At 55.9% G+C, this 16256-nt stretch carries 11 protein-coding genes and 1 pseudogene; 3 read left to right on the plus strand and 9 right to left on the minus strand.

Annotated features, from left to right (window positions below):
• The 4 genes from Q7O77_RS05680 to Q7O77_RS05695 form a co-directional block, all read right to left on the minus strand.
• A partial coding sequence (locus Q7O77_RS05680) for an efflux RND transporter permease subunit (RefSeq protein ID WP_304164171.1) occupies nt 1-723 on the minus strand: 723 nt, incomplete at its 3' end.
• Nucleotides 723-3845: an MdtB/MuxB family multidrug efflux RND transporter permease subunit gene (locus Q7O77_RS05685; RefSeq protein WP_304164172.1), complete on the minus strand. Its 3123-nt coding sequence runs from the start codon at nt 3843-3845 to the stop codon at nt 723-725. The genes Q7O77_RS05685 and Q7O77_RS05680, both read right to left, overlap by 1 nt.
• Entirely contained in the window at nt 3845-5071 is a 1227-nt protein-coding gene (locus Q7O77_RS05690) for an MdtA/MuxA family multidrug efflux RND transporter periplasmic adaptor subunit (protein ID WP_304164175.1), read from the minus strand. Before Q7O77_RS05690 ends, Q7O77_RS05685 begins: the two co-directional genes overlap by 1 nt.
• 208 nt (nt 5072-5279) lie before the next feature.
• Nucleotides 5280-6464, minus strand: a complete 1185-nt coding sequence (locus Q7O77_RS05695) for a NupC/NupG family nucleoside CNT transporter (protein WP_304164177.1) — start codon at nt 6462-6464, stop codon at nt 5280-5282.
• A 254-nt stretch (nt 6465-6718) separates the two neighbouring features.
• Here Q7O77_RS05695 and Q7O77_RS05700 point away from each other — a divergent pair, with 254 nt between their 5' ends.
• Nucleotides 6719-7684, plus strand: a complete 966-nt coding sequence (locus tag Q7O77_RS05700) for an aldo/keto reductase (RefSeq protein ID WP_304164179.1) — start codon at nt 6719-6721, stop codon at nt 7682-7684.
• A gap of 616 nt (nt 7685-8300) precedes the next feature.
• Here the strand turns inward: Q7O77_RS05700 and ompA are convergent.
• Together ompA and sulA are read right to left on the minus strand one after the other, a co-directional pair.
• Nucleotides 8301-9353 (minus strand): porin OmpA, encoded by a 1053-nt coding sequence (gene ompA / locus Q7O77_RS05705; RefSeq protein WP_085652560.1) that lies wholly within the window; start codon nt 9351-9353, stop codon nt 8301-8303.
• A gap of 357 nt (nt 9354-9710) precedes the next feature.
• Complete coding sequence (gene sulA / locus Q7O77_RS05710) at nt 9711-10208, minus strand: SOS-induced cell division inhibitor SulA (RefSeq protein ID WP_085652559.1); 498 nt, start codon at nt 10206-10208, stop codon at nt 9711-9713.
• 216 nt (nt 10209-10424) lie between these two features.
• Here sulA and Q7O77_RS05715 point away from each other — a divergent pair, with 216 nt between their 5' ends.
• Complete coding sequence (locus tag Q7O77_RS05715) at nt 10425-11051, plus strand: TfoX/Sxy family DNA transformation protein (protein ID WP_304164180.1); 627 nt, start codon at nt 10425-10427, stop codon at nt 11049-11051.
• A 104-nt stretch (nt 11052-11155) separates the two neighbouring features.
• Here the strand turns inward: Q7O77_RS05715 and yccS are convergent, their stop codons facing one another.
• Complete coding sequence (yccS, locus tag Q7O77_RS05720; protein WP_304164183.1) at nt 11156-13312, minus strand: YccS family putative transporter; 2157 nt, start codon at nt 13310-13312, stop codon at nt 11156-11158.
• Nucleotides 13313-13327: 15 nt separating this feature from the next.
• Nucleotides 13328-13774 carry a YccF domain-containing protein gene (locus Q7O77_RS05725; protein WP_304164186.1) on the minus strand — a complete coding sequence of 149 codons (447 nt, stop codon included), beginning with the start codon at nt 13772-13774 and terminating at the stop codon, nt 13328-13330.
• Between the two features lie 166 nt (nt 13775-13940).
• Between Q7O77_RS05725 and helD the strand changes: the two genes are divergently transcribed.
• Nucleotides 13941-15998, plus strand: a complete 2058-nt coding sequence (gene helD / locus Q7O77_RS05730; RefSeq protein WP_304164189.1) for a DNA helicase IV — start codon at nt 13941-13943, stop codon at nt 15996-15998.
• A 105-nt stretch (nt 15999-16103) separates the two neighbouring features.
• Here the strand turns inward: helD and Q7O77_RS05735 are convergent.
• Nucleotides 16104-16256: pseudogene (locus Q7O77_RS05735) on the minus strand (methylglyoxal synthase); the annotation flags it as partial.

Genomic DNA, 16256 nt, shown 5'->3' on the forward strand with positions numbered 1-16256 from the left:
GTAGACCTTCGCCGTTTTCAGTTCATCGTTGGTTTCTATCTGCCAGTGCGTCGTATTGTCGTTTACGCTGCCGACGGGCTGGCGCACGTTGGCGCCATCTATCGCCTCGCGGACTGCATCCAGCGATACGCCTTGATTGAACAGCGCCAGCGGGTTGAGTGAGACCCTCACCGCCGGTAGCGAACTGCCGCCGATCGTCACATCGCCCACGCCTTCCAGCTGTGAAATACGCGGATACACCTGATTGGTGGCGATATCGTACAGCTGGCTGGGGGAGTAGGTGTCCGAGGTCAGCGTCATAATCATGATGGGCGCGTCGGACGGATTCACCTTGCGGTAGGTGGGGCGGCTGGCCATCCCGGTAGGCAGCAGACTTTGGGCGGCGTTGATGGCGGCCTGCACATCGCGGGCGGCGCCGTTGATATCACGATCCAGCTCGAACTGCAGAATGATGCGGGTACTGCCGAGCGAACTCATGGAGGTCATTTCGGTAATGCCCGCGATGCGGCCGAGCGCCCGCTCCAGCGGCGTCGCCACCGAGGACGCCATGGTTTCCGGCGACGCGCCCGATAGCGAGGCGGACACGGAAATCACCGGGAAGTCCACCTGAGGCAGCGGCGAAACCGGCAGCAGCCGGAAGCCGAGCACGCCGCACAGCGCAATCGCCAGCGCCAGCAGCGTGGTCGCGACGGGACGATGAATAAACAGCGCGAACAGCTTCATCAGGCTTCTCCCTGCGTTTCAGCCGGTTTGCGGCGAAGACGAAGAGACAGGCGGTCGAACAGCAGGTAAATCACCGGCGTGGTGAACAGCGTCAGCACCTGGCTCATCACCAGCCCACCGACCATACAGATGCCCAGCGGACGCCGCAGTTCGGCACCGACGCCGGTGCTCAGCATCAGCGGCAGGGCGCTGAGCAGCGCGGCCATGGTGGTCATCAGGATGGGGCGGAAACGCAGGAGACAGGCCTGATAAATCGCGTCATACGGCGACATGCCCTGCTGCCGTTCGGCGGCCAGCGCGAAGTCGATCATCATGATCGCATTCTTCTTCACGATCCCGATCAGCAGAATGATCCCGATGATGGCGATGATATCCAGATCGCTTCCCGCGACCAGCAACGCCAACAGCGCGCCGACGCCTGCGGTCGGCAACGTGGAGAGGATGGTCACCGGATGAATGAAGCTTTCGTACAACACGCCGAGCACGATATACATCGCGATCACCGCCGCGACGACCAGCCAGACGGTGCTGGTCAGGGCGGACTGGAAGGCGAGAGTGCTGCCCTGGAAACGGGTCGTGATTTCCGACGGCAGCTCCATGTTCTGCTGCGCTTTTTCGATGGCTTTGACCGCATCGCCCAGCGCGTAGCCCGGCGCCAGATTAAAGGAGACCGTCGCCGCCGGGAAGCGGTCGACATGGTTGATCGCCAGTGGTCCCTGCCGCTGTTCCACCGTGGCGATACTGCCGAGGGGGACGACGCCGCCCTCGCTATTGATGAGCCGGATGTCATCGAGGGCGGCCAATCCGTCACGCTGACGGGTGTCTTGTTCCAGCACGACGCGGTACTGGTTCGACTGGGTGTAGATGGTCGAAATCAGCCGCTGTCCGAAGGCGTTGTAGAGCGCGTTATCGATATCCGACATCGAAATGCCGAGCCGGGTGGCGCTGTCTCGGTTCACCTTCACGTAAGCGACGGCCGCCTCGTCCTGCCAGTCGCTGCTGACGTCCTGCAATTCGGGCAGGGTGGAGAGCTGTTCTACCAGCTTCGGCACCCAGGTGCTGAGCGTATCCAGCGACAGCGTCTGGACGGTCAGCTGGTACTGCGTTTTGCTGATTTGGGTATCGATGGTCAGATCCTGCACCGGCTGTAAATACAGCGTGACGCCCGGCAGCTGCGCCGTCTGCTGCTGCAAGCGCGTGATGACGTCGGTCATGCTGTCGCTGCGCTCGTCCTGCGGCTTGAGGTTAATTTGCAGCCGTCCGCTGTTCAGCGACGGGTTGGTACCATCCACGCCAATCAGCGACGAGACGCTTTGGACATCCGGATCTTTCATGATGATGGAGGCGACCTGCTGCTGTTTTTGCGCCATCGTGGAGAAGGATACGGTCTGGGAGGCATGCACGGTGCCCTGAATGATCCCGTTGTCCTGCTGCGGGAAAAAGCCTTTCGGGATCACCAGATACAGTAAGACGGTCAGCACTAGCGTGCTTAACGCCACGCACAGCGTCAGCCAGGGATGTTGCAGCACTCGGGTCAGCCCGCGGCCGTAAGCGGCGATCACCCAGTCAAAGAAACGTTCGCTGGCGCGGGTGAAGCGGTTTTGACGTGTCAGGCCTTTGTGGCTGAGCATACGGGCGCACATCATCGGCGTGAGGGTGAGCGACACCACGGCGGAGATCAAAATCGAGATCGCCAGCGTCATCGCAAATTCGCGGAATAACCTGCCGATGATGTCCCCCATAAACAGCAGCGGGATCAGCACGGCGATCAGCGAGAACGTGAGTGAGATAATGGTAAAGCCGATTTCGCCTGCGCCCTTCAGCGCCGCATTCAGCGGTTTCTCCCCGCGTTCGATATAGCGGGCGATGTTCTCGATCACGACGATGGCATCGTCCACCACGAAACCGGTGGCGATGGTTAGCGCCATCAGCGTGAGGTTGTTGATAGAGAAGCCGAGGAAATACATGGCGGCGAAGGTGCCGATCAGCGACAGCGGCACCACGATACTGGGGATCAGCGTGGCGACCGCGTTGCGCAGGAACAGGTAGATCACCATGATGACCAGCGCAATCGCCAGAATCAGCTCGAACTGCACGTCAGCGACGGAGGCGCGGATGGTGGTGGTGCGGTCCGTCAGCAGCGACATTTCAACCGACTTGGGCAGGCTGGCTTGCAGAGACGGCAGCAGACTGCGGATGTTATCGGCCGTCGCAATCACGTTGGCCCCCGGCTGGCGCTGCACGTTGATGATGATGGCCTGCTGGCGGTTCGCCCACGCGGCCAGATAGGTGTTTTCCGGCGCTTGTTCAACGGTGGCGACGTCGCGCAGCCTGACCGGTGCGCTGTTGCTCCAGGTGATGATGAGCTGACGATAGTCGTCAATCGAACGCATCTGATCGTTGGCGGACAGCGTGACCGAGCGCGCCGGGCCGTCGAAGCTGCCTTTCGGCGCATTGACGTTGGCGGCGGTAATGGCAGTGCGCACATTCTCGCTGCTCAGCCCGTAGGCGGCCAGCGCCGTCGGATTCAGGCGTACCCGAACGGAGGGGCGTTGCCCGCCCGCGAGCGAGACCAGCCCGACGCCGGAGACCTGAGAAATTTTCTGGGCGATGCGGGTTTCCACCAGATCCTGCACCTGCGTCATCGGCATCGCGGTGGAGGTGACGGCCAGCGTCATAATCGGCGGATCGGCAGGGTTGACCTTGCTGTAAACCGGCGGGTTCGGCAGATCGCTGGGCAGCAGGTTGGTGGCGGCGTTTATGGCCGCCTGCACATCCTGTTCCGCGACGTCGAGCGCCAGGTTGAGCTGGAACTGCAGCGTGATGACCGAGGCGCCACCGGCGCTTTGGCTCGACATCTGCTTCAGCCCGGAAATGCCGCCGAACTGGCGTTCCAGCGGCGCGGTCACCGCCGACGTCATGACGTCCGGGCTGGCGCCGGGATAGAGCGTGACGACCTGAATCGTCGGATAGTCGACTTCCGGCAGCGCGGAGACGGGCAGCGCGCGATAGCCGATGATACCGGCCAGCAGAATCGCCACCATCAACAATGTGGTGGCGACCGGGCGCAGAATGAACAGTCTGGACGGTCCGCCGCCCTGATTCGGCGTGCTGTCCTGCATCAGGGCGTCTCCGCTTTTTTCGCCTGGCGATCTTGACCGGCGGTCGTGGGCGTTTGCTCGGTGGAGGCGGAAGGAATTACGTCGACCTTCATACCTTCCGTCAGACGGTCGATGCCGTCCGTCACGACCTGTTCGCCTGCATTCAGACCGCTGTTGACGACCACGTTCTGCCCGTACTGGATACCAATGGAAATCAGGTGTTTGCTCGCCTGATTTTTGTCATTCAGCAGCCAGACGAAGTGGCCTTCGTTGCCCATTTGCACGGCGGCGGCGGGCGCGATGACCGCGTTTTGCAACGTATCCACCTTCATCCGAATATTCACAAACTGATTGGGAAACAGGAGGTCATCGCTGTTTTCAAAACGCGCTTTCAGTTTGATGGTGCCGGTGGTGGTGTCGATCTGGTTATCCATGCTGAGCAGTTGACCCTGCGACAACATCTGCTGATTGGCGCGGTCCCAGGCTTCGACGACGACGGGCTGACCGGACTTCTGCGCTTTAAGAATCGTGGCGATACTGTCTTCCGGCAGGGAGAAAACGGCGTCGATCGGGTGCGTTTGCGTCAGCACCAGCAGGTTATCCGTACTGGTGATGTAGTTGCCGATATCCACCTGACGTAACCCGACGCGTCCGCTGGCGGGCGCGGTGATCTTGCTGTAATCCAGCTGTAGCTGCGCGCTGTCCAGTGCGCCCTGATCGGACTGCACGGTGGCTTCGTACTGTTTCACCAGCGAGGACTGAGTATCCAGCTCCTGACGCGATACCAGATTGGTTTTTACCAGCCCTTGGTAACGCGCCAGATCCTGACGCGCGTTGGCGAGCAGCGCTTTGTCTTTGGCTAACTGTCCTTTCGCCTGCGTCACTTCCACCACAAACGGCCGTGGGTCGATTTCCGCCAGCAACGCGCCGGCGGCGACCTGCTGGCCTTCTTCGAAGTGCAGCGCCATCAGCTGTCCGCTGACCCGGCTGCGCACGGTGACGGTATTCGCCGACGTCACGGTGCCGAGTCCGGTCAGGTAATAGGGCACTGAGGCGGTGAAGGATTTCGCGACCTGCACCGGCGGCGTGGTCATGGAGCGACGACCTTCGCCTCTGCCGCCGCTGGATGCGGTTTTCGCCGTTGAACCTGCGGGCGGGGTAGTGGAGTGGAAATATCGCCACGCAATAATCACGACGGCGATAACGGCGATCAAAGACAGCAAGCGGAAGAGACGTTTGGTATTCATAGTAATGAAACGAGATCTCCAATGCCCCAAACTGGGGGTTAGCAAAGAATAGAGTGCTTAAGCTATAGGGTGAATGGCGTATAACTATAGAGAGTAAATAAGAAACATAAATGAAGACAATAGGGAAGCGATCTTCGTGCGGATAAAAAAATACCCGGTCATCGTTGGATGACCGGGTAGCGTTAACTGAGGCGAGAGCTGAAAAGGCTTAGAGCACCAGTCCGGCGATAGCCGCAGATAGCAGGCTCACCAGCGTGGAGCCGTAAACCAGCTTCAGACCGAAGCGAGAGACGGTGTTGCCCTGCGCTTCGTTGAGGCCTTTAATCGCCCCAGCCACAATGCCGATGGAAGAGAAGTTGGCGAAGGAAACCAGGAACACAGACAGAATCCCCACGCTACGCGGAGACAGCTGGGCGGAAACTTTCTGCAATTCCATCATGGCAACGAATTCGTTAGACACCAGCTTGGTCGCCATAATACCGCCCACCTGCAGGGCTTCATTCGCCGGGATACCCATGATCCAGGCGAACGGATAGAAGAAGTAGCCGAGAATTTCCTGGAAGCTAAGGCCAAAGATGGCGCTGAACAGGGCGTTAACGGCAGCGATCAGCGCGATAAAACCAATCAGCATGGCGGAAACGATAACGGCCACTTTGAAGCCGGTGAGAATGTAATCTCCCAGCATTTCGAAGAAGCTTTGATTCTCGTGCAGGTTGCTGAGCTGCAGTTCCGGCTCTTCGTCAACGCTGTACGGGTTGATCAGGGACAGGACGATGAACGTACTGAACATGTTGAGCACCAGCGCGGCCACGACGAATTTGGCATCCAGCATGGTCATGTAAGCGCCAACGATAGACATGGAGACGGTGGACATCGCCGTCGCCGCCATCGTGTACATCCGCTTCTCCGACATCTTGCCCAGAATATCTTTATAGGCGATGAAGTTTTCCGACTGTCCCAAAATCAGCGAGCTCACCGCGTTGAAGGATTCCAGTTTGCCCATCCCGTTCACTTTTGACAGCACGGTACCGATTACGCGGATGATAAAAGGCAGAACTTTGATGTATTGCAGGATACCGATCAGCGCAGAGATGAAGACGATGGGGCAGAGTACTTTGAGGAAGAAAAAGGCCAGACCTTGAGCATTCATGTTGCCAAAGACGAAGTTGGTGCCTTCGGCGGCAAAACCGAGCAACTTGTCGAAGAGTCCCGCAAATCCGGTGACGAAACCCAATCCTACCGACGAGTAGAGGAAGAAGTACGCCAGCACGATTTCAATGACTAACAGCTGGATAATGTAGCGGATACGGATGCTTTTTCGATCGCGGCAGATCAAAAGCGCGAGTCCGGCGATAACGATTAACGCGAGGACGAATTGCACGAGATGGGACATGTTTGCTCCAGATATGATACAGGCCAAGTTTTGTACACTATGTCGGCAACCTGAGTGCCAATAATGACAGTAGGGATACAAGGGGCGGATTATATATTGGAAAATAACCTAAACTAAAGCATTGCTCCCATAGCATTAACTTTTATCGGTGCCGATGCGGTGAGGATCTGCGCTGTGTTGCTTCTATATTGTACGAGTGCGACCGCTATTTTGCGGTTCCTTCAAGGCGAGTTTACACAAAAAGGAGATAGCCTATGACTGCTTCAACCCCTTCCCGAGAACTGGGACGTTCAGGGATCCACGTTCCTCTAATCACTTTTGGCGGTAACGTCTTCGGCTGGACTATCGATGAGCCGACCTCGTTTAACCTGTTGGATGCGTTGGTGGATCAGGGACTCAATTTTATAGATACGGCAGATGTGTACTCCGTATGGGCAGACGGCAACGAAGGCGGTGAATCAGAAACGATTATCGGCAACTGGCTGAAGAAAAGCGGTCAACGCGACAAAGTCATTATCGCGACCAAAGTCGGTATGGAGATGGGAAATGGCGCCAAGGGGCTGGCTCCCGCCTATATTCGCCGCGCTGTAGAGGATTCTCTTCGTCGTCTGAAAACAGATTATATCGATCTCTATCAGGCGCACACCGATGATAAATCGACGCCGCTGGAAGATACACTGTCGACGTTCGATGCGTTAATCCGTGAGGGTAAGGTTCGCGCTATCGGCGCCTCGAATTATGAGGCGGACCGGTTGGCTCAGGCGCTGCAGATCAGTAAAGACCACCAGTTAGCTCGTTATGAAACGCTGCAACCTGAATACAATCTGTATGACAGACAGCATTATGAATCGGGTCTGGAAGCCATAGTTAAAGAGCATGGGCTGGGCGTCATCAGCTACTACTCGCTGGCCAGCGGATTCTTGTCCGGCAAATATCGTCACCCAGAAGATGCGTCCAAAAGCTTACGCGGTAAAGGCGTCGTGGAACGTTATCTGAATGAACGGGGCATCCGTATTGTAGAGGCATTGGATCAGGTCGCGAAGGCGCATGGCGTCTCGTCCAGTCAAGTTGCGTTGGCCTGGCTGATCGCGCGGCCGAGTGTGACTTCGCCTATCGCCAGTGCCACCTCGGTAGAACAGGTGGCCGAACTCGCTGCGGCTACTCGATTGTCGCTCACGGCGGACGATATTGATGCATTGAATAGCGCAAGCCAATATTGATGAACTAAACATTAGCGCGCGTACTTGTTTAAGCAGGGCGCGCGTATCCCGCCCAGTCGGTAGCGCATCCACATTTGATGCTAACCGTTGCGAAGATGAGGAACTCAAAAACGAAATATTGCGTATGTCATTATTACCACTCACTTATTTTTTGCCTTCACACTCTGTGACGACAAGCACGATGGCCTTGTCATAGACCTCATTCTTATTTTTCCCTCCGCTTTCTTTCCTCATACTTACGCGTTTATTTAGTTTTCATATTATTTATTGTCACGATAAACGTGTGCCTAATCCTTCGTAGAGTTAAAAATTGGCAGGAAAAGGACTAGGTCTTCAGGGAATGAAAACGCAATGGAAGATAAATGACTCCTTTTATTTTAACGGGACAGAATTATTAAAAACCACACGAATGACTTTGGGCGAAGAAAATAGTCTGGCGTGAGACGTATAAATAAAAAGAGGGAAGGGCGAGGCAGGATGTCAAGTCGATGATTTAGCGTTAACCCACACATAGAAAATAAAAAAATGGCCCCTGAAAATCAGGGGCCATTAATCATTCTTGGAATATGACGCAGTGAAACACTACGTCATTATTTTCCGTGAAAAGCGAGTGCGATTAAGCCTGCGGCTGAGTCACAACGTCTTTGATGCCTTTCACTTCGATTTCTACGCGGCGATCCGGGGCCAGGCAGTCGATCAGGGCTTTACGGCCTTTCACGCTGTCACAGGTAGAACCGGTAACCGGGTTGGATTCGCCAAGACCACGGGCAGAGATTTTGTCAGACGGGATGCCTTTGGCAACCAGGTAGTCAACGACGCTCTGAGCACGGCGAGTGGACAGGCCTTCGTTGTACTGTTCTGAACCCAGACGGTCAGTGAAGCCCAGGACAACAACGGAACCGTCTTTAGGATCCATGGTGCTCAGCTGAGTGTACAGCTGGTCCAGAGAGCTCTGGCCTTCAGGACGCAGTTCTGCTTTGTTGAAAGTGAACAGAACGTCAGATTTCAGCGTGAAGCGTTTGGTCTGAACAACCGGGGCCGGAGCCGGAGTCGGTGCTACGACCGGAGCCGGAGTTTCCTGACCGAAACGGTAAGAAACGCCAACGCTCAGCATGCCGTTATCAGGACGACCACCTACGGTGCCTGCGTCGCCGATGTTGTTAACCCACTGGTAGTCCAGACGAGTAGCCCAGTTTTTGGTTACTGCGTATTCCAGACCTACTGCAGCCATCGGAGAGATACCGGTGTCGTTGCCGCCGCGACCAGTCACGTCGTCGTGGCTGTCAGCACGCCAGAAGAAACCACCCAGACGAGTGTAAACGTCCAGATCGTCAACGATCGGGTAGCTCAGTTTGGCAGCCAGCTGAACGCCTTGTGCTTTGAAGTTACCGCGGTTTTCACCGGTGTACTTCATGCGGCCCAGCCAGTCGTAACCCAGTTCGAAGCCCAGGTATTGGTTAGCCTGGTAACCACCGAAGGCGCCTGCGCCCAGCTGGTTTTCGTGCGGGGAGTTAGTGGTTTGGTAACCGTTACCATACAGGCCAGTGTCATGGAACTGAGACCAGCCCAGTTTGGCGCCTGCGTACCAGGTATTGTCGTTCGGTGCTGCTTGAGCTACGGAAGCCAAGCCAGCCAGTGCCACTGCAACTGCGATAGCTGTTTTTTTCATTTTACGCCTCATTATCATCCAAACAGGTAATTAACTCTTAGAGTTAATAAACCTTTGGTTAAAATCTTTTGAAGGAGACATTGCTCTTAATTATTCTCACCAGTCAGCTGATGTTATATGAAGAGCAACTCCTGCGGGTAAAGTCTACAACGTGATGCAAAAGTTACAAGTATGATGTTAGAAGCCCCAGACAAAAACCTAGCGTTTCACACATACTTACTAACAAATAATAGATTAAATTGTCAGTTTGGACAGAATATTTATGAGAGGTGATGGGAGGGGGGGAGTAAAGAACTCAATGACTGCGGGGGATCTTTAACTTGGCGGCTTTCCCCCGTAGGAATACTCTTAATTTACTTAATGATACAATCTGGAGTGAATCTTTAACGTAGAAAATGGTCTGTTGATGGCTTTTCGCTCTGGCCGCATGATAAATCCGTAGGTATTTCCGCTTTCCGCCGCCTCGCGCAGGCGCATTTTTTCTTCGTTTTCCAGCTCCGTCGGCAACCAGCACAGCACCGCGCTGTAGTTCCCCGTTCTCAAGGCTTTTTCCATTGCCTCCAATGTCCCTGCCGGGTCGATATGATGGAGTTCAATCATTTTGTCGAGCGGCAAGCCCGCCTGCTGCAGCCAGGTGCGACTCAGTTTTTGCTGCGGCGCCAGCCACAACAGCCAGCGAGACTGCATCCCTAATTGCTGCAACAGCGGCAGCAGCAAAGGCGCCAGAATAGGCTGATCGTCGCTGTAGACAATTTCACTGATGATGCCGCCGCCGTGAGGGGCGACCGCGGGCGCATCCTGCGTACGTAATGAAGACTGAGAGAAGCGGCGAGCGTTGACGAGTTGTGTGCGCATAAGTGAATTCCACCGGCAGGGTTACTGTATGCGCATACAGTAATGCGTGTATAAATAAAGATCAATCGGAATTTGAAAGCGCCTCGCATAATTTACAGGGAATGTCTAGCAACGCCATTTTGTATTTGAGGCAACCGTTTTCGTATGCTTAATTACTTGTTCCCGTTACGTATATTGCGATTCAGCAATTAGGGTGAACATGATAAGGACAATGTTATGAAGCAGTTATGCGAAAAAAGGATTCGGCAGTCTAAGTACGTTTTTTCCTCTTTGGGAACCATTAGTTCCCGGTCTCAATTTGGTGGCTACAGCATCGCAGCAGACAAGATTATCTTCGCGCTGGTGTCTAACGGTGAACTTTACCTGCGGGCGTCGCGACAGCATGAAGTGCATTTTCGCGCCCGGGAGATGGTGAGCATGGTTTACACCAACCGCGGCGTGCCGGTCCCGCTGAACTATTACGAGGTGGACAATACTTTGTGGAACAACGAACCGGAGCTCCTGCAGCTGGCGTCATTGTCGCTGGAAGGGGCACGGCAAGATAAGGCCATCAAGACACGAAGTATCCGATTGAAAGACCTACCCAACCTTAACCACTATTTGGAACGGCAGCTGTGGAAAGCCGGGATTCGCAACATTGAACAGCTGCATGAACTGGGGGAGATACAGACCTTTCTTCGTTTGAGCGTCGTCAGGCACGACCTCAATCTCAGCGTCTTGCTCGCGCTGGCGGGCGCCATTCGAGGCGTTCATCAGGCAGCGCTGCCGGAACACGTGCGCCAAGAGCTGACTGAGTGGTTCAAGCACCACCTTGCGAGTCAGGGGAAACGGCCTAAGCATTGATGGGGGTCATCCGACTCGAGGCGTGAATTCCCGTGCGCGCAGGGGTTGTGCGCACGGGGTTCTGGCTGAACAGCGATGAAGACAAGATCTCTACGCCAAGGCGGTTAAGCCTGTGCCGGATTGGCCGACGGTTCCGCCATTTGGTCTTTCAAGACTTCTAACTCCGGCAGCAGCTCAATCATGAGGCCAATCTGCTGCAACACCAGCTGGTCCTTACTCTCAGACTCCGGATTGGCAGCGTGAATACGTTCCTCCAGCGACGCCAGTCGCTGACCGAGTTGGCTTCGATCGTTGCCGTCGTGATGCAAAGCGTCGTCCACGTAGCACACGGCGTCATCCAGCAGCTGTAGCGTTTCTGGCGACGTCAGTTTTTCGCGATGGGCGCCCAGCGTGGAGATATAGCTCAGCAACGTGTGGTTCAGACACATCAACCGAAAAGCATGCTCGCGTTTTTCTTTGGTCGCATGCGGCTCGACGGACATATTAGAAACCACCGACGCCAGCTCGGCATCGCTATTGTGAGCATCGCGGCGGGCGATACGGTACGCCAGGCTGTTATTTTTCCCCTGATGGTACTGCTCCATAATCGCATCCAGATAGCGGCAGTTGGCATACAGCGTTTTATTGACGACCGCCGGCAGAGCGCGAAAACGCCAGTCGGGCCAGATAAAGCTGACTGCCGCCCAGGCGATGCCGCAGCCGATCAGCGTATCGAGCACCCTCGGTACAGTCACTTCGTACCCTTCGCCCAACAGGTTGAAACACAGCAGCACCAGCAGGGTAATAAACAGGGTCGCATGGGCGTACTGCACGGTGCGGAAGGCGAAAAACAACACGCCGCTGATGACGATCAGCGTCATTTGTCCTTCTATCGACGGCACGAAATAGAGGATGGGCAGACCGAACAACACCCCGGCCAGCGTGCCGATGACGCGCAGCGTAAGGCGATGACGCGTCGCGTTATAGTTCGGCTGGCAGACAAACAGGCTGGTGAGCAGAATCCAATAGCCGTGCTGCAGATGAGTGACCTGAATAAATGCATAACCGCCGCACAACAGCACAGATATCCGTACGGCATGGCGGAACAGCGCCGATTTCGGCGTGAGGTGACGGCTGATACGCAGGCAGATATCGCTCCAGCCGGTGATTTTATCATCCGCCAGCAGCCGGTTTTCTTTCTGCCCGTCCTGTTCGACGGACTGCTCGGATTCAATGGTGGCAAGCTGGGCGTCGATGGCGCGCAGATTGTTGATCAGGTGGCGCATGGCTTTCAGCTGTGGGGCCGCCGTTCCCTGCGTCGCCAGTTTTTCGAGGGTTAGTTCCAGATGCGCAAAGGCTTTTTCAATGCGCGGATCGTGCTGGTACTTCTGATGCAGCAAGATGGACTGGGCCAGCTGTTCACAGGCGCGAGATTGCATCGACAGCAGACGCTGAAAACGAAACAGCGCATCGCTGTAGCGCAGCGTTTCGCGCAGCTGCGCGTATTGCACATGGGAAGAGCTGGCGCGTTCGTGAATATCCTGCGCGACGAAATAGTAGTGCAGCGTTCTGCGCGTACTGCGCTGACCGCGATCACCCCGCAGGCGAGTCAGCAGCGAAGACTTGGCCTGGTTAAGCGTGTCGACCAGTTGACCATTGGCCATCGCCACATCAATCAGCGGCTGGTTGTCGTCTTCTGTATCGGGATCAAACAGGTTGGATTTGGCATCGAGGTAGTGCGCAAGCTGATGATAGCAGCGCGCCAGACTATCCTGCAGGGGACGGATGGGAAAGAGAATGTGCCCGAACAGCGTGAGCAGGTTGTACCACAGCGCGCCGACCAGCAGCAACGCGGGCTGCTGATACCAGTTGTCGTAGAGCGAAATCCCGAGCATGGTGTAAATCGCGATCAGCAGCGCGCCGAAGGCGATCGTGGCATAGCGCTGTCCCAGCGCGCCTAGCAGAATAAATCCGCAGGTGGACAGCGCGAGTCCAATACCAAACAGCCACGGGTAGGGAAACAGCAGTTCGATGGAGACTGAGGCGATCAAAAAACAGCCCAGCGTGATGAGCAAATTCATCAGGCGGCCCGTCAGGCGATCGTCCAGATCCGCCAGCGCAGCGGCGACCACGCCGAGCGTAAGAGGAATGGTGGTAGTCGGAATATCCAGCCACCAGGGAACGACGGCAGCGCCCGCCAGCGCCAGAAAAATACGGATATTGTAGAGCCAGTTACTGTTATAGATGTACCGGCGCAGGGAGGCTGTTAGGGTCACAATCACGATAATTCCGCCTGGTTACTGAAAACGGCGTCGGGCATTTGCTTCCCGCGCGGCTCGAGCTTCTTCCACGGAGACCACGCGGCGACCGACTGGCCAGAGTGCAATGGCTGCAATTTTGAAGTTGGCGATGCCGACCGGAATGCCGATGACGGTCAGGCACTGCGCAATCCCGCAGGTGATGTGTGAAAGGCAAAGCCACCAGCCGAAAAAAATCACCCAAAAGACATTCAACAGTGTGCCACCCACATTCAGTAAAGGGTTTTTTTCGGTAGGGCGCAACTCGTCGACGTGAACGGCTTCATTACCGTAGGGCAGCAGCGACAGCTTGGTGATTTCCCAGCAAGAGCGGGTCAGGGGAAGCGTAAATATCAATAGGATGCTGACGCAGGTTGCCAGGAGCCAGGCTAACGTGGTGAAAAATCCGCCCAGGACAAAATTCAGAATGTTGAGCACGGTGCGCATAGTTTCTCCAGGACTTGTGTTTTGAATCAAACTCTATGATGAAGAAAGAATTATCACATTATTGGCAACGATATCCTAACCCGTTTTTATGGCTAGAGCGTGCGATGGCATAGCGGTTAAACTAGCGATTAAACGACAAGATCTCACAAGGTACGGCGCGGAGATTATGGAACTTAAATCAACTTCGATGGGCAAGCATCTGGCGCAGCACCCTTATAACCGGGTGAGATTGCTCAATGCTGGCGTCAAAGTCAGCGGCGACAAACACGAATACCTTATCCCATTCAATCAACTGCTGGCGATCCGCTGCAAAAAAGGGCTGATTTGGGGCGAGCTGGAATTTGAACTGCCGGATCATAAAGTGGTGCGTCTCCACGGCACTGAATGGCAGGAGACTCAGCAGTTCTTTCACTATGTCATGAAAGCCTGGCAGGGGTGGAGCGACGAAATGAGCCAGGTCAGCGCCGACGTGCTGACGCGTCAAATTGACGCCATTCACCGTCTGGAAACGCGCGACCGATGGTTCGGACGTAAAGAGCTGGCGCAGTTACAACAGGATATTCGCGAGGCGTTTTCCGCTCTGCCGCTGCCGTTGGAGAGACTCAGCGAATTCGATAACTGTCGAGATCACTATTTACGCTGCTTGCAGTGGCTGGAAGCGGGTGAGCCGCAACGTGAAAAAGCCAACCAGCACTGGACGGCACAGACGCTCGACGCGCAGCAGCACTTTTTCGCTAACGTAGAAAGTTCTCCCCTGAATCCTTCCCAATGTCAGGCCGTGGTCAATGGCGAGGATGCCGTGCTGGTACTGGCTGGCGCGGGCAGCGGCAAAACGTCGGTGTTAGTGGCTCGGGCTGCGTGGCTGCTCTATCGCGGCGAGGCGACGCCGGACCAGGTTTTGCTGCTGGCCTTTGGTCGACAGGCGGCGGAAGAGATGAACGAGCGTATTGAGAGCCGCCTCAATACCCGCGATATCAAGGCCAAAACCTTCCATGCGCTGGCGCTGCATATTATTCAAAGTTGCAGCCGCAGCGTGCCCACCATCAGTAAGCTGGAAACTGACACCGACCATCGCCGTCACTTCCTGATCAAAGAGTGGCAGCAGCAGTGCAACGATAAGAAAGCGCAGGCCAAAGGGTGGCGGCAGTGGTTGACTGATGAACTTGAGTGGGATGTGCCCGAAGGCGACTTCTGGCGGGATAAATCGTTGTCCTCCCGACTGTCAGGTCGTCTTGAACGCTGGCTGGGGCTGATGCGTTCGCACGGCGGTACGCAGAGCGAAATGGTGGAGCTGGCCGATGATGATCGGCGTGCGGTATTTCAACAGCGCATCAGGCTGATGGCCCCACTGTTAAAGGCCTGGAAAAAAGCGTTGAAAGAGGAAGGCGCGGTCGACTTCTCGGGCTTGATCCATCAGGCGGTTAATTTGCTGGATAAAGGGCGCTTCATCAGTCCGTGGAAGCATATTTTGGTCGATGAATTTCAGGATATCTCGCCCCAGCGAGCGCGGCTGTTGTCTGCGCTGCGGCGGCAAAATCGCGAAACCAGTCTGTTCGCGGTGGGCGATGACTGGCAGGCCATCTATCGTTTCAGCGGCGCGGAACTGGCGCTGACGACCGCGTTTGAGCACCATTTTGGCGTCGGGGCGCAGTGCGTGCTGGACACCACTTATCGCTTCAACCGACGCATCGGCGAGATCGCCAGCCAATTCGTTCAGCAGAATCCAAGCCAGCTGAAAAAGGCGCTCAACAGCCTGCGCGACGGGAACAAAAAGTCGGTTGTGTTGCTGCCGGATGAGCAGCTGGAAGGGCTGCTGGATAAAATGAGCGGTTATGTGAAGCCCGAAGAGCGCATTTTGGTGCTTGCGCGTTATCACCATCTACGGCCCGAGGCGCTGCAAAAGGCGGCGACCCGCTGGCCTAAACTGAACATCGATTTTATGACGATCCACGCCAGCAAAGGGCAGCAGTCTGACTTTGTGATTATCGTCGGGCTACAGGATGGCAAAGACGGTTTCCCCGCGCCGGGACGAGAGTCGATGCTGGAAGACGTGCTGTTGCCGACGCCGGAAGATTTCCCCGATGCCGAAGAGCGCCGACTGCTTTACGTGGCGCTGACACGCGCGAAACATCAGGTTTGGTTGCTGTTCCGTAAAGATGAACCGTCGGTCTTCGTTGAACAGCTGCATCGGCTGGGCGTGCCCAAGCAGCGCAAGGCGAGTTAGATCAATCGGGAAACACCCGCCGCGATCGAAGCCTATGGCGGCGGCAGGTGAGTCAGTGAAGAGGGGCTGAGCATGAACGCGGGCCAGCAGCGGCCCGCATGACGCTTATTTCAGGCGAGCCTGCAGGTAGCGCTGATAGTCGGGAATGGCGATGTCGACGGGCTGAGTGAACATATCGGAGTTCACCAGGAAATCGGCCGTGGAGCGGTTGGTGGCGACCGGAATATTCCAGACGGTTGCCAGACGCAGCAACGCCTT

Source organism: Lonsdalea britannica, from assembly GCF_946477055.1.
Lineage (GTDB): Bacteria > Pseudomonadota > Gammaproteobacteria > Enterobacterales > Enterobacteriaceae > Lonsdalea > Lonsdalea britannica_A.